Source organism: Ruegeria sp. AM1 (assembly GCF_056540745.1).
The window spans coordinates 203,521-227,048 of sequence record NZ_JBQFXH010000003.1 but is presented as its reverse complement, the minus strand read 5'-3'; the positions used below and the strand labels follow the sequence as shown (position 1 = coordinate 227,048).

The following is a 23,528-nucleotide window of genomic DNA, read 5'->3' as shown; positions in this document are numbered from 1 at the left end:
CTAACTCTGACTATCGACCGGTTTCACGACAAGACCGTCGTGAATTTTCTGCACCCCCTGAACAACGACCCGGTCCCCGTCCGTCAGGCCCGACTTTACCTGCGTTCGGTTCGCCGTCTGGGTTCCGATTTCAATATCCGTGCGGTGGACCGTGTTCTTGTCATCCACCGAGAACACGAAATAGCCTTGCTTGTCGAACTGCACCGCATTGCGCGGCACGGTCAGAACCTTGGTGTCCCGGGACCTGCTGAGCGCGACGCTCACGAACTGACCGGGAATGAGAACGCCGTCCGGGTTGGCGAATGTCGACCGCAGCTCGATCGTGTCGGTGTCCTGGCTGACGCTGTCGCCGACATAGGTCACCTTACCGTCGGTCCCATAGGTTTCGCCATCGGCCAGGGTAATCTGCGTCGACAGCGTGACGCCCTGCGCGGAAATGGACCCGTTGCGGCGTTCGCGCAGCAAAACGGGCTCGCTGACGAAAAAGCTGACCAGAATGGGATCAACGCTGGTGACCGTCGCAAGGACGCCGCTGTCGGAATCGACCAGATTGCCCGCGTCGACCGCGGACAGCCCGATGCGTCCGTTCAGAGGGCTGACAATCTCGGTATAATCCAGATCGATCTGTGCGATTTTCAGATTGGCCCGCGCCTCATCCACCGCGGCCTGACCTTCGTCATAGGTGGCCATTGCGGTATCCAGAACCGCCTGCGGAACGTCACCTTTGTCAAACAGCGTCTGTTGCCGGTCCACTTCAGCCTTGGCGCTTTGAGCCGACGCCTGCGCGCTTTTCAGCGCGGCCTCGGCACTCTCGATGCTTGCTGCATATTTCCGTTTTTCGATGCGGAACAGCACGTCGCCCTTTTTGACCGGCCCACCTTCGGTAAAGTTGACCTCTTGTAGGACGCCTTCGACCCTGGCCTGCAGATCGACGCTTTGGTCCGGGACAACGCGCCCGACGAATTCGTCTTGTTTCTGAAGCTGTTGCAATGCCGCCGCAGCAACGACCACGCTGGGCGGGTCTTGTTCCGACTGCGCCGTGGCAAACCCGCCCACGCCGCTGGCGATCACTGCGCAAAATATAAGGGCTTTCGTTTGCATCCGGTACTCAATCATCCGCAGGTGTGGTCCCTCATGATCACTATTCACGCTGACCTGCAGTGGAGCAACGCTTATTTGAACGGGTTTTTCGCAGGCCGCCGGTCTTTATCCCCAGGTTCAGGCAAACCGCCAAAGGGCCCGGCATAAGGCGCGCACCGCCCATCAACGAACAGAACCGCAGTCTCCGGCGCCGGAATATCGCCCTCCTTCGATCAGGGTGCAGGCGGCGGCGGGCGATCAGCGGCGCAGATGCACCGCGAGCCCCTCGACCGCAGCTTCGATCAGATCCAGCGCCCCGTCAAAATCGCGCGTGTAATAGGGATCGGGCACGTGATCGGGCCCCGTATGGGGCGCAAAATCGGTCAGCAGGCGCACCGGGGTGGTGTTCCCAGAGGGGCGCAGGGCTTCGATATTCTCGATATTGCTGGCATCCATGCCGATGATCAGGTCGAAGCGGTCGAAATCACCGGCGACAAATTGGCGGGCGCGCAGGTCGTCCAGCCGTATGTCGCGGTTCAGCGCGGCCTGTTGCATCGGGCCATAAGGCGGATCCCCGATATGCCAGCCCGAGGTGCCCGCGCTGTCCGTTTCATACTGCGGCGCATGGGCGCGAAAGACGCCTTCGGCGGCGGGGGACCGGCAGATATTGCCCAGACAGACAAAGAGGATACGGTGTGTCATGCACATGGTGTAGCGCGTGGAGGGGAAATGGAAAAGATCGTCATTCTGACCGGGGCCGGGATATCGGCGGAAAGCGGGCTGGGCACGTTCCGCGACGAAGGGGGATTGTGGGCGCAACACCGGATCGAAGACGTGGCCACGCCCGAAGGGTTCGCCCGAAACCCAGCGCTGGTGCATGGCTTCTATAACGCGCGGCGCGTGCAGGCGGCTGAGGCCCGGCCCAATGCCGCGCATGAGGCGCTGGCCCGGCTGCAACGCGACTGGCCCGGAGAGGTCATCATTGTCACACAGAATGTGGACGGGCTGCACGAGGCAGGCGGCGCCTATGAGGTGATCCATATGCACGGCACCCTTGCCGGTGCCTTGTGCGCCGCCTGCAGCCACCGCTGGGCCGCGCCGCCCGAGATGGCAGTCGGGGAGCCCTGCCCTTCTTGCCACAACCCCACCGCCCGGCCCGATGTGGTCTGGTTCGGCGAGATGCCGTACCGGATGGATGAGATTTACGACCATCTGGCCAAGGCGTCGATCTTTGCAGCTATCGGAACCTCGGGTCAGGTCTATCCCGCGGCGGCATTTGTGCATGAGGCGATCGCGGCCGGTGCGCGCACGGTTGAGCTGAACCTCGAGCCCTCGGCCGGGGTCTTAAGCTTTAATGACACCCGGTTCGGGCCGGCGACGCAAACCGTACCCGATTGGGTCGCGGAATTGCTGGGCCAGCGCTAGGCCGCAAAGGGTGCAGACATCCGATTGCATTCCTGTTTATGCTGCAAACACAACCAGCTGGGAGATCCCCATGACCGAGAACAAAACACGCGACGGCGAAATCATGGACGAGGCCAGCATGGCCAAACGGGACGCCCTGAGTGCTAACCTGTCCGACTTGTGGTGGACGTTCCTGCTGCGCGGCATTCTGGCGGCGCTTGTGGGCGTTGCTGCGCTGTTCTGGCCAACCAGCAGCATCTCGCTGCTGCTGCGCCTGGTGGGGCTTTTGCTGGTGCTGGATGGCGGGCTGACGCTGCTGGGCTTTGGCCGACGCGGGCTGATCGGCGGCATCGGGCTGGGTGCGATGCTGATCGGGCTGGTCCTGCTGATCTGGCCCGAAGGGGTTGCACGGATCACCTTTTTCCTGCTGGGCGCCTGGGCGCTGATCATCGGCATCGGCTCCCTGATGGCGCTGGGGCAGATGGCGGGCACAGACCCGTCCCGCGCAACCGTGCGCAACTCGGGCATTGTGGCGCTGATCATCGGGCTGGTGCTGATCTTCTGGCCCGGCAGCGGGCTGGTGGCGCTGGGATGGGCCATTGCGTTTTCGGCACTGGGTTTTGCGGCGGTCATGTTCTTTATGGCGGCGCGGTTCAAACAGGCAGGCGAACGCGTGGGCATGCGCACCATCAATCGCTAGACGCACAGTTCTCCACACAAGAACAGGCCGGGCAATGCCCGGCCTGAAGCATGGATGAGGGCCGCAACGCGGCCCGAAGACAGGCGTTGCCTTAGTCAGAATGCGCGCCCTTGTCCTGCCGTTCCAAATCGACAGGGATTTCCACCTCGATCTCACCCGCGTTTTCAAACACCAGCGTGACCGGGATAGTGGCCCCATGCTCAAACGGCTCTTTGATCCCCATGAACATCACATGGTCACCGCCGCGTTTCAGCATATGCATGTCCCCTGCGGGGATCACAAAGCCCTCTTCCAGGTGGACCATTTTGGCGACACCGTTTTCGTCGATCTTATGCGTATGCAGCTCGACGCGAGCCGACACATCCGACGTGGCGCTGATCAGGCGATCATCGGTTTCACCGGTGTTTTCGATCATCATGAAGGCCGCGCCCGCCTTTGCATGTTTTCCGGCGGCGCGGGCATATGCGTCATCGATCTTGATGGTATCTTCCGCAAAAGCGGCAGAGGCAAGCGCCACGGCGGCCAGAGAGGCCAGCAGAGTGGTTTTGAAAGTCATTGGAAGGTCCGTTCTTATTGTCTGAATTGCATTACAAAGGGTTCAGACAACAAGCGGTGGCGCCCGCGCTGGATGCGCCGCGCAGGGCACAACAATCAGATTTCCGATCCGTTCTGCTGGCGCGAGATGTGTCCGCCGGGGCGCGCGTGGAAGGTCCGGTCCGGCAATCGCCAGAGCGCTCAGCAACACCTGCGCATAGTCCGGGCAATAATGCGGCGGTGCGGTGGGCGCGCCGTTTGCGTCTATATAGACAACAACCGGTCCACTGCCGGTACACAGCACCATCTGACCCGTTGCACGCTCCATCCCGCGCGACGCAGCGACGGCCTGCCCTGTCAGGGCAACCAGCAGCGACAGCGCAAAGGGCAGAATTTGTGCAGAAACAAATCTCATCTTAGCCCCGGTATAGGACGAGGCTTAAACGAGCTTCAAGCGCCAAACAGTCGCGCCTGAAGCCCGGCTTAGTAGTCCAGCCCAGGCCGTTTAATTGACCCATCTGTAAAGCTGGTATGCGACCGGTTCACCCGCCGCTGAATGCGCGAGCAGGCCGAAATTGCCTTGCCGGTCAGGTTGGTAAACAACAGGAAAAAATAAAAACTCTTTAAAGACATAACCTGGCCCCCGCCGCTTCACACGATTGACCCTAGGTCATCCGCAGCGTGCCGTATGTGAACAACTTCACGTTCGACGTGATTTATTAAGATTTTTAGGGAAAATAGCGCCAAACGGCATGAGGCACAAAACAAAAACCCCCGCTCCGCAAGGAACAGGGGCAAAACATTCAGGCTGGAAACGCCTTACGCCGAAGCTTGTGCCTTGGCGATTTCTTTTTTGACTTTCAGCGCGTTGGCGGACAGTTCGTCGTCCTTGGCTTTGGCCAGGAACGCGTCCAGACCACCACGGTGGTCGACCGAGCGCAGAGCAGCCGCCGAGATGCGCAGCTTGACGCCACGGCCCAGAGTCTCAGACTGCAGGGTAACGTCGTTCAGGTTAGGCAGAAAACGACGACGAGTTCTGTTTTTGGCGTGGCTGACATTGTTGCCAGTCATCGGGCCTTTTCCGGTCAGTTCGCAACGGCGCGACATGGTTTCTTCCTTTGTTTCTGGAGGCCGGGCAGCAGCCTGCGGCCAAATCACAAGAGGCGCAACCCGAAGTCGCGCCCGAAAACTGGTTGGATGCGTGTAGTGGGAATCACAGGAAGGGTCAAGACAGGCTGTGCGAAATCTTTCACGGGATTTCAAGACTGCTCTGCCGAGGGCTGCCCCGCCGCCCTCTCACCCCGTCGCCAGCAGGTTCAGCATCCGATCCGCCGCAGCAGATGGGCTGAGATGACCCGCCCCCACTTCAGAGCCCAGCCGATCCATCTCGGCCCGCGCGTTCGCCGTGTCGAGACGGGACAGCAGCGCATGACGCACCTCCTGGTCGAACCAGAATCGGGCCTGTCCAGCGCGGTTGGCATCCCAATGCCCCTGCGCGCGGCGCCATTCACTGAGCTCCTGCATCTCTTGCCAGGCTTTGTCGAGCCCGTGTTCCTCGACCGCCGAAACGGTCATCGCTTTGGGAAAGCTCTCGGGGTCCTGCGGGCGTTTGCGCAGCAGGCGCAGCGCCCCGGCATAGTCGGCGCAGGTGCGGGTTGCGGTGGCTTTCAGATCGCCATCCGCTTTGTTCACAAGGATCATATCCGCCATTTCCATGATCCCGCGCTTGACGCCCTGCAATTCGTCGCCACCGGCGGGGGCAAGCAACAGCAGGAACAGGTCGGACATCTCGGATACGACCGTTTCAGACTGACCGACACCCACGGTTTCGGTCAGCACCACGTCGAACCCGGCGGCCTCGCACAGCGCGATCGCCTCGCGCGTGCGGCGGGCGACGCCGCCGAGATGGCTTTGGCTGGGGGATGGGCGGATAAAGGCGTTTTTCTCGCGGCTCAGCCGTTCCATTCGGGTCTTGTCGCCCAGAATGGACCCGCCCGAGCGGGCCGAGCTGGGATCGACGGCCAGAACTGCCACGCGCAGCCCCTGCCCGGTCAGCATCATGCCGAAGCTTTCGATGAAGGTGGATTTGCCCACACCGGGCGTGCCTGACAACCCGATCCGCAACGCTTGCCGCTCGGCCCCGGCCAGTTCGTCCAGCAAGGCCGTGGCCTGTTCCCGGTGGTCGGGGCGTTTGCTTTCGACCAGAGTGATCGCACGCGCCAGCGCCCGGCGGTCTCCGTTCAAAATCCTATCGGCAAGGCTTTCTGTCTGCATCTTCGTCCCAATCGTCACGGCACGACTACTTGCCGCCTTGGGATGCGGTTTGTCCAGCCCGGAAGGTCCGGAAATCTGTCTGCTGTCGTTTCTTGTAATCTCCGTGTTGTTTTTCGTGCCGAGGCGCTAGCGTGCAGCCCGCCTTGTCTGGACGCCATCAGCCGGATCGCGGATAAGAGCCCAATGATCACACGCCTGCCCATTGATGACGCCATCCCGGACCTGTTGAACGCGCTGCGCGACCATGGGCGGGCGGTGCTGCAGGCCCCTCCGGGCGCGGGTAAGACGACACGGGTGCCGCTGGAGATGCTGCAGGCCGGCCTGTGTGCGGGCAAGATCGTGATGCTAGAGCCGCGCCGGCTGGCCGCGCGCGCCGCAGCAGAACGGATGGCCGAGACGCTGGGCGAACGCGCGGGCGAAACCGTCGGCTATCGGGTGCGCGGAGAGGCCAAGGTGTCCAAGGCAACCCGGATCGAAGTTGTGACCGAGGGCATCCTGACCCGGATGCTGCAATCCGAGCCCGATCTGCCCAGTATCGGCGCGGTGATCTTTGACGAATTCCACGAGCGCTCGCTGAATGCCGATCTGGGGCTGGCCTTATGTCTGGAGGTCACGGGTGCGCTGCGCGACGATCTGATCCTGCTGGCCATGTCGGCGACCTTGGATGCCGAGCCGGTGGGACGGTTGATGGATGCACCGCTGATCACGTCAGAGGGGCGCAGCTATCCGGTGGAAACGCGCTGGTTGGATCGTCCGCTTGCCGCTCAGGCACGGCGGCTGGATGCGCTGGTTGATCTGGTAGTGCAGGCTGAACGCGAGAGCCGCGCGATTGGCGGTGGGATTTTGGTGTTCCTACCCGGAGAGGGAGAAATCCGACGCGCCGAGGGAGCGTTGGCCAAGAGGTTGCCCGAGGCATGCGTGGTGCGTCCTCTCTTTGGTGCCCTACCCTTTGCCGCCCAGCGCGCCGCGATTGCGCCGGTCGAGCGCGGGCGCAAGGTGGTGCTGGCGACGTCGATTGCCGAAACCTCGCTGACCATACCGGACATTCGCGTGGTCGTGGATATGGGTCAGGCTCGGCGCGCACGGTTCGATCCGGGGTCCGGCATGTCGCGGCTGGTGACCGAACGCGTCACTCGGGCCGAGGCCACGCAGCGCGCGGGCCGGGCCGGACGTGTGGCCGAAGGGGTCTGTTACCGACTGTGGTCAAAGGGCGAAGAAGGCGCGCTGTCCGCGTTTCCACCCGCCGAGATCGAAGCAGCGGACCTGACCGGTCTGGCGCTGGAACTGGCGCTGTGGGGGGCAGAGGCCGGTGATCTGGCCTTTCTGACACCTCCCCCGCAGGGCAGCATGGCCGAAGCCCGCGCACTGTTGGCGATGCTGGGGGCGCTGGACGACAAGGGGCGCATCACCGCTCACGGGCGAGCGCTGGCCGCTCTGCCACTGCATCCGAGACTGGGGCATATGCTGGTCACCGCAGGGGTAGAGGCCGCACCGCTGGCCGCCCTTATGGCCGAGCGCGATCCACTGAAAGGCGCGCCGGTTGATCTAAACCTGCGGCTTGAGGCGGTGCGGGATCCCGGACGGTACCGCAGCAGGCGGCCCTGGCCCGCAAATCCCGGCGTTGTGGACCGCATCAAAGGTGAAACCCGGCGATTGCGATCACAGGCCGGATCGGTAAACCGCGATCTGAGCCCGGCGGCGATGGCAGCGCTGGCCTATCCCGACCGGATCGGACAACGCCGCAAGGGTGACATCCCGCGCTATGTGCTGAGCGGCGGCAAGGGCGTTGTGATGGAAAGCGACGATACGCTCGCCGCAGCCCCCTATCTGGTGGCCATCGACACCGACGGCAATCCGCGCGAGGCAAGGCTGCGGATGGCAGTGCAGATCTCGGACCGGGAACTGCACGCGCTGTTTAGGGATCAGATTCACTGGGCCAAGAGCTGTGCCTGGTCAAAACGCGAACGGCGGGTTGTGGCCCGCAAACAGCAACGTTTCGGCGCGATTACCTTGGAGGATCGTATCTGGAAGGATGTGCCGGACGAGGCCGTGGCCGAGGCCATGCTGGACGGCGTACGCGATCTGGGTATCCGGTTGCAGGGGACGGCCGCACGGCTGGCCGCCCGGGTCGAACTGGTGCGCGGGACCGGAACTGCACTGCCTGATTTCTCAGAGGCGGGGCTGATGGCGGACCTGGAAGACTGGCTGCGCCCGATGCTGACCGGGGTGCGCAGCGCAGAGGACTGGAAACGGTTCGACCTGCTGCCCTCCCTTCAGGCGCGCCTGAGCTGGGATCAGATGCAGGAGCTGGACCGCCGCGCGCCCGCGTCTTTTGTCACGCCGTTGGGCCGCAAGGTGCCGATTGACTATGGCAAGGCAGTGCCCGAAATCTCGGTGCGGTTGCAAGAGCTGTTTGGCGTGTCGGAACACCCGATGATCGGCGACGAGGCGTTGAAGATCACGCTGTTGTCGCCTGCGCAGCGCCCGATCCAGATCACCCGCGATCTGCCCAGGTTCTGGGCCGGGTCTTATGCGGATGTGCGCAAGGATATGCGCGCGCAATATCCAAAACACCCCTGGCCCGAAGACCCGACACAGGCCGACCCGACCCTGCGAGCGAAACGTCGGCGCAGCTGATCCGTCCCGGCGATTTCCGGCGGAAAATGGCAAAAATCCCACGAAATCGCCCCAAAACAGGCATTTTGAGGCGCAAATCTTGAGAACGCCGCTCTGTGTCTCTATGTGACATAAAGTTTTAACCTTCCGAATGCAGTGTAAGCAGACTGATGTCGAAATGGTCGCGAAAGATATGGGATGAGGTTGCACGACCTCTGTTGCTGCGCCCAAAGCGGGTGCAGTTCGCGGCCCTGTGTACCCAGGGCACCGGCGCAGAGACCGAGGTGCTGCTGATCACCAGCCGAGACACCGGACGCTGGATCATCCCCAAGGGCTGGCCCATCGACGGGCTGGACGGCCCGCAGGCCGCCGCGCAGGAGGCCTGGGAAGAGGCCGGCGTGCGCGAGGCCAAGGTCAATCCCGACCCGGTCGGATACTATACATATGGCAAGGTGCTTAAGGATGGTTCGGTCGAGCCGGTCCTGACCAATGTGTACCACCTAACGGTCGCCAAGCTGTCGGATGACTATCCTGAGGCGGATCAGCGGGAACGCCATTGGGTGTCTCCGCAGGTTGCCGCCGCGCGGGTTGACGAGCCGGAACTGCGTGATCTGCTGCTGGAATTCTAACGCATTTTCTTCAATTTTATGACAACACACTTGTCCTGCTGTGGACAACGCGTTAGCGCGCGGGCGTCATAACTGTTGATGTGTAGCCCCATGTCCGACTCAAAACCAAATCCCCGCTGGCAAAAGCTGGATCGTGATCTGCAGCGTATCACCAGCGTTGAACGTGCAGGTGCCTATGTTGCACGTCCGATGCTGGCGCCCGGCATTGCCCTGGCCTTTATTGCGCTGGCAGGCCTGTCGGCGGCCGTTTTGTTCGGGCAGGCCGATGGTGGCCTGATCGTGGTCGCAGCCGCCGCATTCGGCGCCTATATGGCGATCAATATCGGGGCCAATGACGTGGCCAACAACATGGGCCCGGCGGTGGGTGCAAATGCACTGACCATGACCGGCGCGATTGCCATTGCCGCCGTGGCCGAAAGCGCGGGCGCGCTCTTGGCGGGCGGAGATGTGGTTTCGACGATCTCGAAAGGGATTATCGACCCGATGTCGGTGCAAAACAGCAACGTCTTTATCTGGGCAATGATGGCAGCGCTGATTTCTTCGGCCATGTGGGTCAATCTGGCCACCTGGGTCGGTGCGCCGGTATCAACCACCCATTCGGTTGTGGGCGGCGTCATGGGCGCGGGTATCGCTGCTGCGGGCCTGAGCGCGGTCAGCTGGGGCACAATGGGTGCTATTGCGGCCAGCTGGGTGATCTCACCGGTCTTGGGCGGCGTGATTGCGGCACTGTTTCTGGCGTTGATCAAGACCAAAATCCAGTATCAGGACGACAAGATCGCAGCCGCGCGGCGCTGGGTGCCGATCCTTGTAGCAGTGATGGCGGGCGCGTTTGCGACCTATCTGTCGGTCAAGGGGCTGAAACGGATCGTCAGGATCGATCTGGAGGTCGCCCTGCTGATCGGACTGTCTGCGGGCGCGCTGGCCTGGGCGGTCACAGTACCGTGGGTCCGGCGCAAATCCGAGGGGCTGGAGAACCGCACCAAGTCGCTGAAAACACTGTTTGGCCTGCCTCTGGTGATCTCGGCCACCTTCCTGAGCTTTGCGCATGGGGCCAATGACGTGGCCAATGCGGTGGGCCCGCTGGCGGCCATTGTACATGTCGCCGAGTTCGGCGATTTCGCCGCAAAAGTTGCGATCCCGACCTGGGTGATGATCATCGGGGCCTTCGGGATCTCGTTTGGCCTGTTCCTGTTTGGCCCCAAGCTGATCCGCATGGTGGGCAGCCAGATCACCAAGCTGAACCCGATGCGCGCCTTTTGCGTCGCGCTGTCAGCGGCGATCACGGTGATTTTTGCCAGTTGGCTGGGCCTGCCGGTCAGCTCGACTCATATCGCCGTAGGCGCGGTATTTGGTGTGGGCTTCTATCGCGAGTGGCATGCGGATCGGCGCTGGCAACGGTCCAACCGTCAGCGCCCGGCGGATGTGCGTCTGGCCAGAGAAGAGCGCCAGCGGCGCAAGCTGGTGCGCCGATCGCATTTCATGACCATCGTGGCTGCGTGGATTATTACCGTACCAGCCGCCGCAATCATGTCAGCCATGATCTTCTGGGTGCTGACCGCATTTGGATAGGTCCGGGTTTTGGCAAGGCGCTGCCGCGTGCTCGGGCGATATTTGTACCGGATGAAGCGGCTCAGCGCATGATCTGATCGGCGGCCAGCGATGCGCGGTGGTCATCCTGGATCAGTTTTGTAACCCGGTTGCAGATCGGTGTTGGCACCTCATGTGTCCGGCCCAGGCGGATGATTTCACCCTGCAGGCTGTCTATTTCGGTCGGGCGGCCTGCCATCAGATCATAGGCCATGGATGTGCGGGCGCTGGGGTCAATGGTCAGCATCCGCGCGGCGATCCGGGTAAAGAGCGGCGTGGGCAGACGCAGGATATGCGGGACCAGCCAAGCGGGCAGCGGCGTGGTTGAGGCAACGGCGTGACCAGCGGCCTTGAGAACGGCCAGCGCCTCGGCCATCTGGTCGGCCATCAGGCGACGCCAACTGCGATCCAGCAGTTGCTCGCGCAGCGTCAGCCCCGACAGCGCATTCAGCGCGTTGTTGAGGTTAAGAACCAGCTTGCCCCATTGCACCGCCTGAATGTCATCGCTTTCGGTTACCGGCTGATTGCTGCTGCTGAGCTGCGCAGCGAGCGCACCCGGCCCGGCCTGAATCACGATATCGCCCGAGGTCGCCCGGTGGTAACTCGCCTTATCCGACGGCACCACGTTGAAAGGTACCATGCCCGCGCGGACGTCGTGCTGCGGCAGCGCGGTGCGCAGCCTGCGCGCATTGTCCATGCCGTTTTGCCAGGACAGAACCGGGATCGCGGGCAGGGCATGCGCCGCGATCAGCGCGGCCATTTCAGAGGTGGCCCCAGATTTCACGGTGACGATGATCAGCTCGGCGGTGCCGAGGCAGGCCGGGTCTGTGCTGGTGATCAGTTGATCAGCAGAAAGGCTGCAGCGCAGCCCGGAAAAATCGGTGACCGTCAGCCCATTTTGGCGGATCGGATCCAACACGCGCGCGCGCCCTAACAGTGTGACGGTGTGGCCCGCATCGGCCAGCCATGCCCCGCAATAGCAACCGATGCTGCCGGCCCCTGCGATGACAATCCTCATGGTACGCTCCTCTGTCGCTGACAGGATTGCCGGGAACGCGCCCTGTGGCCAGCCTGACGTAACGACAAATCAGACGCGCGCCCGTCTAGGCCGGGTACGGTCAAGCTCGGCGGAGATTTCGATGAATTGCTGATCGTCGCCGGGTGGCAGGTGGAACGCGCCGTTGGCCCAGTCGGCGGTTTTCCATTCGCGGGTCGCGGTTTCGATCTTTTCCTGCGAGGAAGAGACAAAGTTCCACCAGATATAGCGATCTTCGTTCAGGGTTGCGCCGCCCAGCAGCATCAACCGCGCACCCAACGGTCCGGCCCTGACCGAGAGGCAGTCACCGGGGCGAAACACCATCATGCGGCCCGCATCGAAGGTATCACCCGCGATCTCAACTGAACCTTGGGTGACATAGACGCCGCGATCTTCGTGGTCGTCGGGCAAAGGGAAGGCCGCTCCGGGATCGAGTTGCACATCCAGATAGAAGGTCTCGGACAACATGGTGACCGGGCTGGTTTCGCCATAGGCTGAGCCGAGGATCAGGCGCGCGTTGACGCCGGTATCTTGGATATGCGGCAGCGCACCCTGTTTGTGGTGTTCGAAATCGGGGGCCATATCCTCATGCGCCTCAGGCAGAGCAATCCAGGTCTGGATACCAAAGAGCTGGTGTGTCTTGCCGCGCGTTTCGGCGCTGGTGCGTTCGGAATGCGTGACACCACGACCGGCGACCATCCAGTTGACCTCGCCCGGATAGATCATCTGATGGGTGCCGAGGCTGTCGCGATGTTCAAACTCGCCCTGATACAGATAGGTTACGGTGCCAAGCCCGATATGTGGATGCGGACGGACATCGATGCCACCATCGGTGATGAATTCAGCGGGCCCCATCTGGTCGAAAAAGATGAACGGCCCGACAAGCTGACGTTTGACGGACGGCAGCGCGCGGCGCACTTCGAACCCGCCCAGATCGCGGGCGCGTGGAATGATCAAGGCCTCAAGCGCGCCGCTGTCGGAGGGGCAGTCCGGGCTGTGGGTTGGGTTCCAGCTCATGCGGGTCTCCTGTGGGCTGAGGGCGTTGGATCATATGTTGAATAATGTGAGTATAATGCGATATATCAACAAATAAACCGCATGAACGCACATAAGGGGTGCAGCCGCTCAGACCTGTGGTCCAACCGGTTACAAGACGCCAATCACATCCGGCACGCTCGGAATCGTGACGGATCGTGCTATCATTCGCAGAAAGGCAGTTTGGTAGGAGATTTCTTGATGTCCGGGTTTGCGTTCAACCGTCGTCGGATACTGTGTGCCGGAGGTGCCGCGCTGGTCTGTGGTTTGGCCGCGCCCGCACATGCCAAGGGGCTTGCGGCAACGGCATCAATGCGGGGCGGGTCGAACAACTACCGCCCCGGCGCGCCGATCGTGGACCGGATCGGGGGCGGCGGGTTCTGGATGACTGGCACCGTGCGCCGTGCGGGCGATGGTGCACCCCTGCCCGGTCAGCGCATCCAGATCTGGGCCCACACCACCGAAGGTCATGAGCGGGACCCGCAGAGCCACGGGGCCACGCTGACGGATGCCAATGGCGCGTTTCGGCTGGAAATGCCACAGATCGTACCGGCCTTTGGTCAGCCGCATGGGCATCTGGCCTATGACAGCGGTGAGTTTGAGACGGTATTCCTGCGACCGGTGATGGACAGTTCGAAGGACAAGACTTTGGCCGCTCATTTCGTCCTCAAGCCCGCCTGATCCGGGGTGAGCCGTTCATTTCTGATTTGGGCAGCCCTGAGTGTCATCATCGCTGTGCCGATCATCGCCGCCGGATTCAGCCCTTTGCTGGCGTGGCGCGACCCGGTTTACATCGTGGCAGGATTTGCCGGCATATTGGGCATGTGCCTTCTGCTGATGCAGCCGTTGCTGGCGGGACGATGGCTGCCGGGGGTGTCGCCGATCGCCAGCCGATATTGGCATCGGGTATGCGGGCTTGCGCTGGTGGTGGCCATTCTAATCCATGTTGGCGGACTGTGGCTCACCAGCCCGCCGGATGTTCTGGATGCGCTGTTGTTCGTCTCACCCACCCCGTTCTCAGTCTGGGGCGTAACCGCCATGTGGGCCGCATTTGCTGTGGCGTTGCTGGGCGTGTTCCGACAGCGCCTGAGGTGGCGGTTTCGGGTTTGGCGGTTGAACCATACCGCGCTGGCCAGCGTGACGATCATTGGCAGCGTCGTGCATGCGATGCTGATTGAGGGCACGATGGAGTTTATGACCAAGACCGCGCTATGCGGACTTGTTCTGTTGGCCAGCGTCCGAACGTTAATCAGACTACGGGTTTGGGACGTGAAACGGCGCGCTTAGGCGGACAGACGTTTGGCATAGGTCGCGCGGGTCATTTCGACATCCTGCACGGTGATGCTGCCGACAGCTGGTGCAGCCGTTGCCAGAACATCCAGAATGATTGCGTTCAGCTCGGCCCGCGTCGCCTCATCCCGGCCCTGCATCAGCAAGAGCGTGGCATGGATGAAGGTCTGCGGCGCGGTCCCGATACAGGAATACGGGACCGGCATGGCGCGGATTTTCAGCGTTGGGGCGTCGAATTCCTCATGCGCGGCAAGGACTGCGTAGAGTTGCTCGCAAATGGCCTGAAAGTCATGGGACTGCTCAAGCCCCGCCGAGAATTCGAGGGTGACATGTGGCATCAGGTGCTCCGGTGTATGTGAGAGCCATTCGGCTCTCTTTGGTTTTCTGCGGGTCTCAGACGTTCAGACACCAGCGCATCACCGCCTTTTGGGCGTGCAGACGGTTCTCAGCCTCGTCAAAGATGACCGAGTTCGGGCCGTCCATCACCTCTGACGTCGCCTCTTCTTCGCGGTGCGCAGGCAGACAGTGCATGAACAACGCGTCGGGTTTGGCATGGGACATCAGTTCTTCGTTGACCTGATACGGGCGCAGCAGGTTGTGACGGCGTTCCTTGGCAGACTGGGAATCATGCATCGAGACCCAGGTGTCGGCCACGACCAGATCGGCCCCCTCAACCGCCTTGAACGGATCGCGTTCGACGACGATTTTCGAGCCTTTCTGACGGGCGAGGCCCATGAACTCTTCCTCGGGATCGAACTGCGCGGGGCCGGTGAAGGTCAGGTCAAAACCAAACTGGCCCGCCGCGTGCAGGAATGAGGCGCAGACATTGTTGCCATCCCCCGTCCAGACGACTTTCTTACCTTTGATCGGGCCGCGATGTTCCTCGAATGTCAGAACGTCAGCCATGATCTGGCAGGGATGGGTGCGGTCGGTCAGGCCGTTGATCACGGGCACGTCGGAATATTCCGCCATCTCAGTCAGGATGGTTTCGTCGAAGGTACGGATCATGATCATATCGACATAGCGCGACAGGACGCGGGCAGTGTCCGCGATGGTTTCACCATGGCCCAGCTGCATGTCCTTGCCCGACAGCACCATCGTCTGGCCACCCATCTGGCGCACACCAACGTCAAAAGACACGCGGGTCCGGGTCGAGGGCTTTTCGAAAATCAGCGCAACCATCCGGCCCGCCAGCGGCTGGTCGTCATCCGGGGCAGCCTTGGGGCGGCCCAGACGCGCCTGTTTCATGGCGCTGGCCTGATCGATCATGCCGCGCAGGTCGGCAGCGTCTGTTTTGTGGATATCGAGGAAGTGGTTCATTTCACTGTCACTTTGTTCTTTCGTCCGGATCAGGCGGTGGCCAGAGAGGTTTCAACCTGCTTTGCAGCTTTGTCGAGGCGGATCACGGCCTGCGCGATGTCATCTTCGGTCAGGGTCAGCGGTGGCAGCAGGCGGATCACGTTATCCGCCGCAGGGACAGTGATAACCTCGTTGTCATAGCCAGCATTGACCAGATCGTTATTCGCCGCCTTGCATTTCAGACCCAGCATCAAGCCCGCGCCGCGCACCTCTTCGAACACGTCTGGGTGGTCGGCGACCAGCCCTTCGAGCTTTTGACGCAAGAGGCCCGCCTTGCGGTTGACACCATCCAGAAATGCGGGTGTGGCGACCTGATCGAGCACCGCACAGCCCACTGCGCAGCCCAGCGGATTGCCGCCATAGGTCGAGCCATGGGTACCTGCGGTCATACCGCTGGCGGCCTCTTCGGTGGCCAGCACGGCCCCCAGTGGAAAGCCACCACCAATGCCTTTGGCAACCATCATGATATCCGGGGTGATCCCCGCCCATTCATGGGCAAACAGCTTGCCGGTGCGCCCAACACCGCACTGCACCTCATCCAAAATCAGCAACAGACCGTTGTCATCGCAAATCTGCCGCAGCGCTTTGAGTTCTGCATCGGGTACAGGGCGAATGCCGCCCTCACCCTGCACGGGCTCGATCATAATGGCGGCGGTTTTGTCATTGATGGCGTTGGTAACGCCGTCAAGGTCACCGAAGGTCAGATGCACAAAGCCCGGCAGTAAGGGACCAAAGCCCTTGGTCATCTTTTCCGAACCAGCCGCCGCAATGCCTGCCGACGACCGACCATGGAACGAGCCGTCAAAGGTAATGATCTCGACCCGATCAGGCTGGCCCTTTTCGTAGAAATACTTGCGGGCCATTTTCACGGCCAGTTCGCAGGATTCCGTACCGGAATTGGTAAAGAACACCGTGTCGGCAAAGGTGTGTTCCACCAGCTTATCCGCCAGCGCCTGCTGCTGCGGGATGTTGTAGAGATTCGACACATGCCACAGCGCATGCGCCTGTTCGGTCAGCGCGTTGACTAGTGCCGGATGCGCATGACCCAGCGCGTTCACTGCGATCCCTGCGCCGAGATCCAGGAAACGTCGGCCATCCGCCTCGGTCAGCCAGGCGCCTTCGCCTTTCACAAAGCTGAGCGGCGCGCGATTATAGGTCGGCAGAACGGACGGGATCATCGGATCATCCTTTTCGGGTAAGTTAAGCCTCGTGAGTGATACACTCGGCCCATGTTCGTCAACAGATTTGGTGAGGTTTGCGCGCATTTGGTATGCGCGAACAGATCAAGGCGCCGGTTACGCAGTAAAGCGTCGGCGTCGGAGGCGCAGGATATGCGAAGGTTTGATCATGGAGAGGCCGTATAACGGCGAGCGGGCGATCTGAAAACCCAAAAAATTGGGCACCTGCGGATTTTGCGGCAAATTTGCATTTCCGGCTTGTCATTTTCGGTGGCCTGTCGCACCGGTAGGCCATGTTTGTTCCCAAGAAACACAACCCACCTCTGGCAGCTGCGCTGATCTGCGCTGCCAGCGCGCTGTTCGCAGGCACAACACTGTTGGCCAAGGCGCTGGGATCGGGGGCCTTAGGTCCTGCCCTGCACCCGCTTCAGATCAGCCACGGGCGGTTTCTGTTTGCCTTTCTAGCAATCCTCGGCGCTGTCGCTGTCTTGCGGCCTCGATTGCGACGACCGCATTGGGGGCTGCACATCGGACGGACCACATTCGGCTGGAGCGGTATAACGCTGATGTTTGCATCGGTCGCCTATATCCCCATGGCGGACGCAACCGCGATCTCATTTCTGAACCCGGTTTTTGCCATGGTGCTGGCGATACCGCTGCTGAAAGAAAGCGTGGGCCCATGGCGTTGGATGGCCGCGGGAGTGGCATTAGCCGGTGCGCTGATCCTGTTGCGTCCGACACCCCAGAGCTTTCAACCCGCAGCCCTTTTGGCGCTGGCTGCGGCGGCTCTGATCGGGATGGAACTGATCTTTATCAAGCTGTTGTCGGGCAAAGAGATGCCGATCCAGATTCTGCTGATCAACAATACGATGGGCATGACGATTGCCAGCGTGGCTGTTCTGGCCGTGTGGGTCCCCCCTACGCCAGCGCAATGGGCTGCACTGGCAGGGATTGGCGTGCTGATGGCTTGCGCGCAGGCATGTTTCGTCAACGGGATGGCGCGGGCGGATGCCTCTTTTGTGGCACCGATCAGCTATGCGACGCTGATATTCGCCGGGGTTTATGACCTTGCCGTCTTTGGCGTGACCCCCGATGCGATCAGCCTGTCCGGCTCGGCCATCATCCTGACCGGTGCCCTGATCCTTGTCTGGCGCGAAGCGCGGCAGCGTCAGGCCTTGAGCCGGTAACCGGTGCGCAGCATCTGCCAGGTCAGCGCACAGACCAGCGCTGTGGCCACCGCGCAGACCGCAAACCCCAGATAAGGTGAACTGTCCGAGACCCCGATCATCCCATATCGCAGCCCGTCAATCAGATAGAAGACGGGATTCACATGACTGATCCGGTTCAGCAGCGGCGGCAGCGCATCGACCGAATAAAATGTCCCTGACAAGAAGGCGAGTGGGGTGACGATGAAATTGGTAATCGCCGCCATCTGGTCGAATTTGTTGGCAAAGATACCTGCGAACAGGCCCAGCGCGCCCATGAAGGCGCCACCAAGAATAACAAAGACCAACGCGATCAATGGATGCTGCGGTACCAGCCCCAGAACAAGCGCTAGAGCTGCGGCCACCACCAGCGCGATCAACACTCCGCGGACGACACCTCCGGCGAGATAGCCCAGCAGGATTTCCAGCGGAGACAGCGGCGGCATCAGCGTATCGACGATATTGCCCTGCACTTTGGCGATGACCATGGATGAGGATGTGTTGGCGAACGAGTTCTGGATTACCGTCATCATCATGATACCCGGCGCCAGAAAGGTCAGAAAGGGCACGCCCATCACATCCGGTCGCCCCGGACCAACCGCGATGTTAAAGATCAACAGGAACAGCCCGGCCGTCACCAGCGGTGCCAGCAATGTCTGTGTCCAGACCGATAGGAACCGCAGAGATTCACGCTGGGCCAGCGTATAGAGGCCCATCCAGTTGACCGCCCCGAACCGGCGGGTGCTGTGATCTGCGGAAATCTGCATATTCTGCCTCTTATCTGATTCGAAGACCGCTTGTAACTCGGCGCGCAGTGTTTAGAATAGGGGGCTGAGACGAATTCCCAAGGCGGCCCGAATCCGGGGCCGCTTTCCGCTTTTGAAAGGCTAACGATGTCCTGGACTGACGAGCGTGTAGAGCTGCTGAAGAAAATGTGGGGCGAAGGCCAGTCGGCCAGCCAAATTGCCAAGGAGCTGGGCGGCGTGACCCGCAATGCGGTGATCGGCAAGGTACACCGTCTGGGCCTGTCGAACCGTGCAACCAGCGCTGGTGCAGCCAAAGCTGAGCCCAAGGAAAAGCCGGCCCCCGCACCCAAGGCCGAGGCCAAGCCCAAGCCCGCCCCCAAGACCGAACCGGCCCGCCCGGCCCCGGCGCCTGAAGCGAAACCAGCCACGCCTGCGCGTCGCCAGATCATCCCCGCGGGTCAGCCGCTGCCTCCGCAGCCTTCGGCGAACGAAATCAGCCCCGAGGCGCTGGCCAAAGTCAACGAGATTGAGAAAAAGGCCAAGAAGCTGACGCTGATGGAACTGACCGAGAAAACCTGCAAATGGCCCGTGGGCGACCCCGCGACTGAGGATTTCTGGTTCTGCGGCCTGCCCGTTGAGGCGGGCAAACCCTATTGCGAGGCACATGTGGGCGTCGCGTTTCAGCCCATGAGTTCGCGCCGCGACAGACGTCGCTGAAGCTGATGCGCCAGGGTCCGACAGCGATGGAGGATACCTGGCTAGCACGGGCAAAACGCTTGCTCGCGCTGTCTGAGACCGGCCAGCACTTTACCAAAGACCCGTTTGATCGGGAGCGCTATGACGAGATCGCAGACATAGCGCGTGCCATGCTGGCTGATCTTGGGAATGTGCCCCTATCCCAGATCGACGGGCTGTTTCCGGGACATGCAGGCGGCTATGCAACGCCAAGTATAGACATACGCGGCGCAGTGATCCGCGATACGCGCATCCTGCTTGTACGTGAGCGCAGTGATGGCAAATGGGCAATGCCCGGTGGGTTTGCCGATATTGGGTATTCTCCTGCCGAGAACATCGAACGCGAGGTTTGGGAAGAGGCAGGGCTAAGAGTGCGCGCGCGGCAACTTTATGCTCTGCGTCACAAGGCACGGCATCCCTATCCGGCGGACGCGCGGGATTTCTACAAAGTGTTTTTTCTTTGCGACGAGATTGAAGCCAGCATTCCCATAGCTGGCGCCGAAACCACGGAAGTGGCTTTTTTTACGACAGACGACCTGCCCGATCTTTCACTTACCAGAACTATTCGCTCTGATATCTTAACGGCCTTCAAGGTCGCGGCATCCGACAGCCGAGCAGCGGAATTCGACTAGACACTACTGAGCCGGATGTGATGGCGGGTCGGGCATCGGCACCCAGCGAGGCAACTCGTCCGGCGACACCGAGACGTGCAAGCGCTCGGATCGGTCCTTGCCTAATTTGCGATGCTTGCGGAGCAGAAAAATCTTTCCCCAGCCGCGCCACGTACCGACGGAAGGCGCGGATGTGTCGGTTGGAAAGCGGTCGCGCCAGCCATCGGGCAGCGACAAGCCGTGCGACTCGGCCTTGTCCAGCATCCAGATCAGGGAGATGTTGCTGAGGGGGCGGGCCTGTTCGAACCCGTTCAGTTGGCCGCCGACATCGCCATGTGTGCCGCGAAACCAGACCTGCTCGATATGGCCCTTGAAATCGGGGGTACAGGCCCAGAGTACCGGCTCATACACTTCGCGGGTCTCGTCCAGCGCCATGGCGTGATAGCCGTGGCGGGTGGCGGGGCCAAGCTGGTGGTTGTGGAAGGCGTGGCGTTCCTCGGCCCAGCGCCAGAGCAGCGGCAGACGCAGGCCCAGCGCCTTGACCGTATCCCAGACGCCGACCATTTCGATGGCGACATCCTCGTGGCAGAATTCCCGACGGAAAACCGCCGCAGCATCGCCACTGGCGTTGCATTCATAGTGACGGTAGGCCTGTTTGATATTGCGCTCAGTGGCGTGTTCAGCCTTGAGCAGACCAATGGCGTCGATCACCCCGGCAAGACTGCGGACACCGTAAGCGCCGCGTGAATAGCCGATGAAATAGATATGGTCCCCCGGCTTATAGCGGGATGCCAGATAGCCATAGGCCCGGCGTATCTGACGGTTGATGCCCCGCCCCATCAGCACATCCAGCGTGGTCTTCCAGCTCTCCCACTGCACGCCGGATTCGTAGAAGACCGAGACCTTGCTGCCCATTTCGCACATCATGCGGTAGGTCAGTCCGGCATGGGTCTCATAACCGGGTTCAAGTGTCGACATGGTGCCGTCAAGGATGATGACATGGCTGATCGGTTCGCGATGGCGCGTCTCGGCAGAATGCTCGGACCGCAGCGGCCGTCCAAGCCATCCCAGAACTTTCTTAGTGAGCCGTGACAGTACCATCCTTAAGCAATTCCCAAACTTTCTGCGGTGTGAAAGGCATATCAGCCTGCCGCACCCCGTAATCCCAGAGCGCATCCTGAACCGCGTTCGATACAGCGGCCAGCGCACCCACGGTACCTGCCTCGCCACAGCCTTTCATCCCCATCGGGTTGGCGGTTGACGGAACCGGCGCCGAGGTAAACTTAATCATGGGTACGTCACCCGCGCGGGGCAAGGCATAGTCCATGAAACTTGCCGTGAGCAGCTGCCCGTCCGCATCATGCACAACGTGTTCATTCAGCGCCTGGCCGATGCCCTGCACCACCCCGCCATGCACCTGCCCTTCGGCCAGCATCGGGTTGATAAGGTTGCCGAAATCATCAACCACCGTATAGCGGTCAACTCGCGTTTCGCCAGTGTAAGAATCGATAACGATTTCGGCAACATGCGCCCCGTTCGGATAGCTGCGCGCATCCAGCGTCACCCGCGCCTGATGCAGCAGCAGATCGGTGCGCCCGTCGGCACGGGCCATATCAGCCGCTTCGATCAGGGTTGGCGTCAGGTTCGACCCCGGCGCGCGAAAGGTTTCATGGTCGAAGGTCACATCCGCCTCCTCGACCCCAATCTTATCGGCCAGATAAGGCGTGAATGCGGCAACCATCCTGTCCACGGTCGCCAGCGTCGCGTTGCTTTGCACCGTAACCGAGCGCGACCCGCCAGTGCCGCCGCCCTGTGCCATCCGGTCGCTGTCACCCTGCACCACCGTGATCCGGTCGGCGGGGATACCCGTCTGATCCGACAGGAACTGGGCATAGACCGTCTCATGCCCCTGCCCGTTCGATTGTGTGCCCACATAGAGGTTCACGCTGCCATCCTCGCAAAACTCGACCTTTGCGCCCTCGGTAGGATCACCCAAAATACTTTCGATATAGTAACACAGCCCCTGACCCCGGATCAGGCCGCGGTCCGCATCGGCGGCCTTGCGGGCTGCAAAGCCCTCGGTCAACTCGCCCGCGCGGCTGAGCACCATGTTGAAATCACCCACATCATAGGTCTCACCCGTGGCCGAGACATACGGGAAGGCATCGGGGCGGATGAAGTTCCTGCGCCGCAGCTCCCACGGATCAACACCTAGCTCGCGCGCGGCGCGGTCCATGACCCGTTCCAGGACATAGATCGCCTCAGGCCGGCCGGCACCGCGATAGGCGTCGATCTGCGTGGTGTTGGTATAGAACCCCTCGACCCGCAGATAGGTGGTCTGAACGTCGTAGACCCCCATCAGAACCTTGCTGAACAGGCTGGTCTGGATCGCCTGCGCGAAGTGGCTGTTATAAGCACCAAGGTTGACCTTGCTGTGGACCCTGTAAGCGGTGATCTTGTTATCTGCATCAAAGGCCAGTTCGGCCAGCGAGGTCAGATCGCGGCCATGATGGTCGGACAACATCGCCTCGGTCCGGCCTGACATCCAATGCACTGGACGGCCCAGTTTCATCGCCGCAACAGCCACCGGGAAGTATTCGGGGTAGGGCATCGCCTTCATGCCGAACCCGCCGCCCACATCCGGGGTTGTCACCCGAATGGTATCTGCCTCAAGCACAAGTTTTTTCGCCAGTTCATCTTTCATCCCCCAGACGCCCTGCCCGCCATAGGAGAAATGCAGCCGACCCTCGGCCCAGCTTGCCTGACAGCCGCGGGGTTCGATGGAATTCACGATGACCCGGTTGTCATAGACATCCAGCGAGACGGTGCGCGCGGCGGCCTGAAAGGCGGCCTCGGTCGCCTGTTCATCTCCCATACCCCAGTCAAAGGCGCGATTGTCGGGGGCCTCGGGGTGCAGCGTCTCGCCGCCGGGGCCAAGGTCCAGCTTGGCGGGGCGGTCCTCGGTGTCCATCCAGATCAGCTCCAGCGCGTCATGGGCCTGTTCGGGCGTTTCGGCCACCACCATGGCAATCGGTTCGCCGACAAAGCGGACACGCCCGCTGGCCAGCATGTGCCGGGTGGGGGCTGCACCTTTGCTGTTGTCGCGATTGGTCATGATGGTTGCGCTCATCCCCGTGTCGACGCCTGCGGCCTGCAAATCATCAAGGGTCATGACCAGATGCACACCCTCGGCATTGCGCGCCTCATCGAGATCCAGCCCAGTGATATCCGCATGGGCAACCGGGCTGCGAAAGAACACCGCATGCAGCGCGTCGGAGGGCACCGCATCATCCATATACTTGCCCTGCCCGGTCAGAAACCGCTGATCTTCGGTCCGTTTAACGGGCTGGCTTTTGCCGAACTTTTCCATGGGATGATCCTTTGGCTGCCTCAGAGGGCGACACTAGTCTGCAGCTTGCAGATGTCCAGAGCGCGCAGACCCTTCCCCTTTGGTAGTCCTTACGATATTGCAGGCGCTGACCTTCAATTCGATGACGCAGGACGCATCC

Annotated in this window: 24 protein-coding genes; 10 read left to right on the top strand and 14 right to left on the bottom strand. The window is 61.5% G+C overall.

The genetic code is table 11. From position 1 onward, the window contains the following. Both ACR0I7_RS11535 and ACR0I7_RS11530 read right to left on the bottom strand, forming a co-directional pair. On the bottom strand, nt 1-1,101 hold the full coding sequence (locus ACR0I7_RS11535; protein WP_480511111.1) for an efflux RND transporter periplasmic adaptor subunit: 1,101 nt from the start codon (nt 1,099-1,101) through the stop codon (nt 1-3). 237 nt (nt 1,102-1,338) lie between these two features. After that, nucleotides 1,339-1,782 (bottom strand): low molecular weight protein-tyrosine-phosphatase, encoded by a 444-nt coding sequence (locus ACR0I7_RS11530; protein ID WP_480511109.1) that lies wholly within the window; start codon nt 1,780-1,782, stop codon nt 1,339-1,341. Nucleotides 1,783-1,809: 27 nt separating this feature from the next. On the opposite strand from ACR0I7_RS11530, the gene ACR0I7_RS11525 reads away from it, so the two are divergent. Both ACR0I7_RS11525 and ACR0I7_RS11520 read left to right on the top strand, forming a co-directional pair. Next, a complete protein-coding gene (locus ACR0I7_RS11525) occupies nt 1,810-2,505 on the top strand; it encodes an NAD-dependent deacylase (protein WP_480511107.1) in 696 nt (231 codons plus the stop codon). Between the two features lie 70 nt (nt 2,506-2,575). Next, a complete protein-coding gene (locus ACR0I7_RS11520) occupies nt 2,576-3,184 on the top strand; it encodes an HdeD family acid-resistance protein (protein ID WP_480511105.1) in 609 nt (202 codons plus the stop codon). A 91-nt stretch (nt 3,185-3,275) separates the two neighbouring features. Here the strand turns inward: ACR0I7_RS11520 and ACR0I7_RS11515 are convergent, their stop codons facing one another. The 4 genes from ACR0I7_RS11515 to meaB all read right to left on the bottom strand — a co-directional run bounded on the left by ACR0I7_RS11515 (nt 3,276) and on the right by meaB (nt 5,992). Continuing rightward, nucleotides 3,276-3,740 carry a copper chaperone PCu(A)C gene (locus ACR0I7_RS11515; protein ID WP_480511103.1) on the bottom strand — a complete coding sequence of 155 codons (465 nt, stop codon included), beginning with the start codon at nt 3,738-3,740 and terminating at the stop codon, nt 3,276-3,278. 42 nt (nt 3,741-3,782) lie between these two features. Then, on the bottom strand, nt 3,783-4,133 hold the full coding sequence (locus ACR0I7_RS11510; protein ID WP_480511102.1) for a hypothetical protein: 351 nt from the start codon (nt 4,131-4,133) through the stop codon (nt 3,783-3,785). 404 nt (nt 4,134-4,537) lie between these two features. Further along, a complete protein-coding gene (gene rpmB / locus ACR0I7_RS11505) occupies nt 4,538-4,825 on the bottom strand; it encodes a 50S ribosomal protein L28 (RefSeq protein ID WP_008756960.1) in 288 nt (95 codons plus the stop codon). A 189-nt stretch (nt 4,826-5,014) separates the two neighbouring features. Continuing rightward, on the bottom strand, nt 5,015-5,992 hold the full coding sequence (gene meaB / locus ACR0I7_RS11500) for a methylmalonyl Co-A mutase-associated GTPase MeaB (protein WP_480511100.1): 978 nt from the start codon (nt 5,990-5,992) through the stop codon (nt 5,015-5,017). Between the two features lie 186 nt (nt 5,993-6,178). On the opposite strand from meaB, the gene hrpB reads away from it, so the two are divergent. The 3 genes from hrpB (at nt 6,179) to ACR0I7_RS11485 (ending at nt 10,806) form a co-directional block, all read left to right on the top strand. After that, nucleotides 6,179-8,629, top strand: coding sequence for an ATP-dependent helicase HrpB (gene hrpB / locus ACR0I7_RS11495; RefSeq protein WP_480511175.1), 2,451 nt, complete (start codon nt 6,179-6,181; stop codon nt 8,627-8,629). Between the two features lie 149 nt (nt 8,630-8,778). After that, nucleotides 8,779-9,237, top strand: a complete 459-nt coding sequence (locus ACR0I7_RS11490) for an NUDIX hydrolase (RefSeq protein ID WP_480511098.1) — start codon at nt 8,779-8,781, stop codon at nt 9,235-9,237. A gap of 90 nt (nt 9,238-9,327) precedes the next feature. Beyond that, nucleotides 9,328-10,806, top strand: coding sequence for an inorganic phosphate transporter (locus tag ACR0I7_RS11485; RefSeq protein WP_480511096.1), 1,479 nt, complete (start codon nt 9,328-9,330; stop codon nt 10,804-10,806). Between the two features lie 61 nt (nt 10,807-10,867). Here ACR0I7_RS11485 and ACR0I7_RS11480 read toward each other — a convergent pair whose 3' ends face one another. Both ACR0I7_RS11480 and ACR0I7_RS11475 read right to left on the bottom strand, forming a co-directional pair. Beyond that, nucleotides 10,868-11,842, bottom strand: coding sequence for a 2-dehydropantoate 2-reductase (locus ACR0I7_RS11480; RefSeq protein ID WP_480511094.1), 975 nt, complete (start codon nt 11,840-11,842; stop codon nt 10,868-10,870). A gap of 69 nt (nt 11,843-11,911) precedes the next feature. Beyond that, the gene (locus ACR0I7_RS11475) at nt 11,912-12,877 is read right to left on the bottom strand and encodes a pirin family protein (RefSeq protein WP_480511092.1); all 966 of its coding nucleotides are present in this window, start codon (nt 12,875-12,877) and stop codon (nt 11,912-11,914) included. 219 nt (nt 12,878-13,096) lie between these two features. On the opposite strand from ACR0I7_RS11475, the gene ACR0I7_RS11470 reads away from it, so the two are divergent. Beyond that, nucleotides 13,097-13,576: a twin-arginine translocation pathway signal gene (locus ACR0I7_RS11470; protein WP_480511090.1), complete on the top strand. Its 480-nt coding sequence runs from the start codon at nt 13,097-13,099 to the stop codon at nt 13,574-13,576. A gap of 6 nt (nt 13,577-13,582) precedes the next feature. Continuing rightward, nucleotides 13,583-14,182 carry a ferric reductase-like transmembrane domain-containing protein gene (locus ACR0I7_RS11465; protein WP_480511088.1) on the top strand — a complete coding sequence of 200 codons (600 nt, stop codon included), beginning with the start codon at nt 13,583-13,585 and terminating at the stop codon, nt 14,180-14,182. Here the strand turns inward: ACR0I7_RS11465 and ACR0I7_RS11460 are convergent. From ACR0I7_RS11460 to ACR0I7_RS11450, 3 genes are read right to left on the bottom strand one after another with little or no spacing between them, the layout of a single operon-like run. Next, complete coding sequence (locus tag ACR0I7_RS11460) at nt 14,179-14,523, bottom strand: 5-carboxymethyl-2-hydroxymuconate Delta-isomerase (protein ID WP_480511086.1); 345 nt, start codon at nt 14,521-14,523, stop codon at nt 14,179-14,181. The genes ACR0I7_RS11465 and ACR0I7_RS11460 overlap by 4 nt on opposite strands. Nucleotides 14,524-14,578: 55 nt before the next feature. Continuing rightward, nucleotides 14,579-15,505, bottom strand: coding sequence for an ornithine carbamoyltransferase (gene argF / locus ACR0I7_RS11455; RefSeq protein ID WP_480511084.1), 927 nt, complete (start codon nt 15,503-15,505; stop codon nt 14,579-14,581). Nucleotides 15,506-15,534: 29 nt separating this feature from the next. Next, a complete protein-coding gene (locus ACR0I7_RS11450; RefSeq protein WP_480511082.1) occupies nt 15,535-16,722 on the bottom strand; it encodes an acetylornithine transaminase in 1,188 nt (395 codons plus the stop codon). A gap of 293 nt (nt 16,723-17,015) precedes the next feature. On the opposite strand from ACR0I7_RS11450, the gene ACR0I7_RS11445 reads away from it, so the two are divergent. Further along, nucleotides 17,016-17,909, top strand: a complete 894-nt coding sequence (locus ACR0I7_RS11445; protein ID WP_480511080.1) for a DMT family transporter — start codon at nt 17,016-17,018, stop codon at nt 17,907-17,909. On the opposite strand, the gene ACR0I7_RS11440 is transcribed toward ACR0I7_RS11445, so the two are convergent. Then, nucleotides 17,891-18,694, bottom strand: a complete 804-nt coding sequence (locus tag ACR0I7_RS11440; RefSeq protein ID WP_480511078.1) for an ABC transporter permease — start codon at nt 18,692-18,694, stop codon at nt 17,891-17,893. The genes ACR0I7_RS11445 and ACR0I7_RS11440 overlap by 19 nt on opposite strands. Before the next feature lie 126 nt (nt 18,695-18,820). On the opposite strand from ACR0I7_RS11440, the gene ACR0I7_RS11435 reads away from it, so the two are divergent. Both ACR0I7_RS11435 and ACR0I7_RS11430 read left to right on the top strand, forming a co-directional pair. Continuing rightward, nucleotides 18,821-19,390, top strand: coding sequence for a GcrA family cell cycle regulator (locus tag ACR0I7_RS11435; protein WP_480511076.1), 570 nt, complete (start codon nt 18,821-18,823; stop codon nt 19,388-19,390). A 5-nt stretch (nt 19,391-19,395) separates the two neighbouring features. After that, nucleotides 19,396-20,040, top strand: a complete 645-nt coding sequence (locus ACR0I7_RS11430; RefSeq protein ID WP_480511074.1) for an NUDIX hydrolase — start codon at nt 19,396-19,398, stop codon at nt 20,038-20,040. A gap of 3 nt (nt 20,041-20,043) precedes the next feature. On the opposite strand, the gene ACR0I7_RS11425 is transcribed toward ACR0I7_RS11430, so the two are convergent. Both ACR0I7_RS11425 and ACR0I7_RS11420 read right to left on the bottom strand, forming a co-directional pair. Then, nucleotides 20,044-21,120, bottom strand: coding sequence for a DUF2235 domain-containing protein (locus tag ACR0I7_RS11425; RefSeq protein WP_480511072.1), 1,077 nt, complete (start codon nt 21,118-21,120; stop codon nt 20,044-20,046). Then, the gene (locus ACR0I7_RS11420) at nt 21,098-23,389 is read right to left on the bottom strand and encodes a xanthine dehydrogenase family protein molybdopterin-binding subunit (RefSeq protein ID WP_480511070.1); all 2,292 of its coding nucleotides are present in this window, start codon (nt 23,387-23,389) and stop codon (nt 21,098-21,100) included. The genes ACR0I7_RS11425 and ACR0I7_RS11420 overlap by 23 nt, the downstream gene beginning before the upstream one ends. Between the last annotated feature and the right edge of the window lie 139 nt (nt 23,390-23,528).

Excerpts from the sequence above, each read along its gene's own strand:
- ACR0I7_RS11515 (WP_480511103.1), bottom strand. The coding sequence starts at position 3,740 with ATGACTTTCAAAACCACTCTGCTGGCCTCTCTGGCCGCCGTGGCGCTT.
- ACR0I7_RS11535 (WP_480511111.1), bottom strand. The coding sequence starts at position 1,101 with ATGCAAACGAAAGCCCTTATATTTTGCGCAGTGATCGCCAGCGGCGTG.
- ACR0I7_RS11475 (WP_480511092.1), bottom strand. The coding sequence starts at position 12,877 with ATGAGCTGGAACCCAACCCACAGCCCGGACTGCCCCTCCGACAGCGGC.
- ACR0I7_RS11460 (WP_480511086.1), bottom strand. The coding sequence starts at position 14,523 with ATGCCACATGTCACCCTCGAATTCTCGGCGGGGCTTGAGCAGTCCCAT.
- ACR0I7_RS11485 (WP_480511096.1), top strand. The coding sequence starts at position 9,328 with ATGTCCGACTCAAAACCAAATCCCCGCTGGCAAAAGCTGGATCGTGAT.
- ACR0I7_RS11450 (WP_480511082.1), bottom strand. The coding sequence starts at position 16,722 with ATGATCCCGTCCGTTCTGCCGACCTATAATCGCGCGCCGCTCAGCTTT.
- meaB (WP_480511100.1), bottom strand. The coding sequence starts at position 5,992 with ATGCAGACAGAAAGCCTTGCCGATAGGATTTTGAACGGAGACCGCCGG.
- ACR0I7_RS11520 (WP_480511105.1), top strand. The coding sequence starts at position 2,576 with ATGACCGAGAACAAAACACGCGACGGCGAAATCATGGACGAGGCCAGC.
- argF (WP_480511084.1), bottom strand. The coding sequence starts at position 15,505 with ATGAACCACTTCCTCGATATCCACAAAACAGACGCTGCCGACCTGCGC.
- ACR0I7_RS11525 (WP_480511107.1), top strand. The coding sequence starts at position 1,810 with ATGGAAAAGATCGTCATTCTGACCGGGGCCGGGATATCGGCGGAAAGC.
- rpmB (WP_008756960.1), bottom strand. The coding sequence starts at position 4,825 with ATGTCGCGCCGTTGCGAACTGACCGGAAAAGGCCCGATGACTGGCAAC.
- ACR0I7_RS11490 (WP_480511098.1), top strand. The coding sequence starts at position 8,779 with ATGTCGAAATGGTCGCGAAAGATATGGGATGAGGTTGCACGACCTCTG.
- ACR0I7_RS11480 (WP_480511094.1), bottom strand. The coding sequence starts at position 11,842 with ATGAGGATTGTCATCGCAGGGGCCGGCAGCATCGGTTGCTATTGCGGG.
- ACR0I7_RS11420 (WP_480511070.1), bottom strand. The coding sequence starts at position 23,389 with ATGGAAAAGTTCGGCAAAAGCCAGCCCGTTAAACGGACCGAAGATCAG.
- ACR0I7_RS11530 (WP_480511109.1), bottom strand. The coding sequence starts at position 1,782 with ATGACACACCGTATCCTCTTTGTCTGTCTGGGCAATATCTGCCGGTCC.
- ACR0I7_RS11510 (WP_480511102.1), bottom strand. The coding sequence starts at position 4,133 with ATGAGATTTGTTTCTGCACAAATTCTGCCCTTTGCGCTGTCGCTGCTG.
- ACR0I7_RS11430 (WP_480511074.1), top strand. The coding sequence starts at position 19,396 with ATGCGCCAGGGTCCGACAGCGATGGAGGATACCTGGCTAGCACGGGCA.
- ACR0I7_RS11445 (WP_480511080.1), top strand. The coding sequence starts at position 17,016 with ATGTTTGTTCCCAAGAAACACAACCCACCTCTGGCAGCTGCGCTGATC.
- ACR0I7_RS11440 (WP_480511078.1), bottom strand. The coding sequence starts at position 18,694 with ATGCAGATTTCCGCAGATCACAGCACCCGCCGGTTCGGGGCGGTCAAC.
- ACR0I7_RS11435 (WP_480511076.1), top strand. The coding sequence starts at position 18,821 with ATGTCCTGGACTGACGAGCGTGTAGAGCTGCTGAAGAAAATGTGGGGC.
- ACR0I7_RS11470 (WP_480511090.1), top strand. The coding sequence starts at position 13,097 with ATGTCCGGGTTTGCGTTCAACCGTCGTCGGATACTGTGTGCCGGAGGT.
- ACR0I7_RS11425 (WP_480511072.1), bottom strand. The coding sequence starts at position 21,120 with ATGGTACTGTCACGGCTCACTAAGAAAGTTCTGGGATGGCTTGGACGG.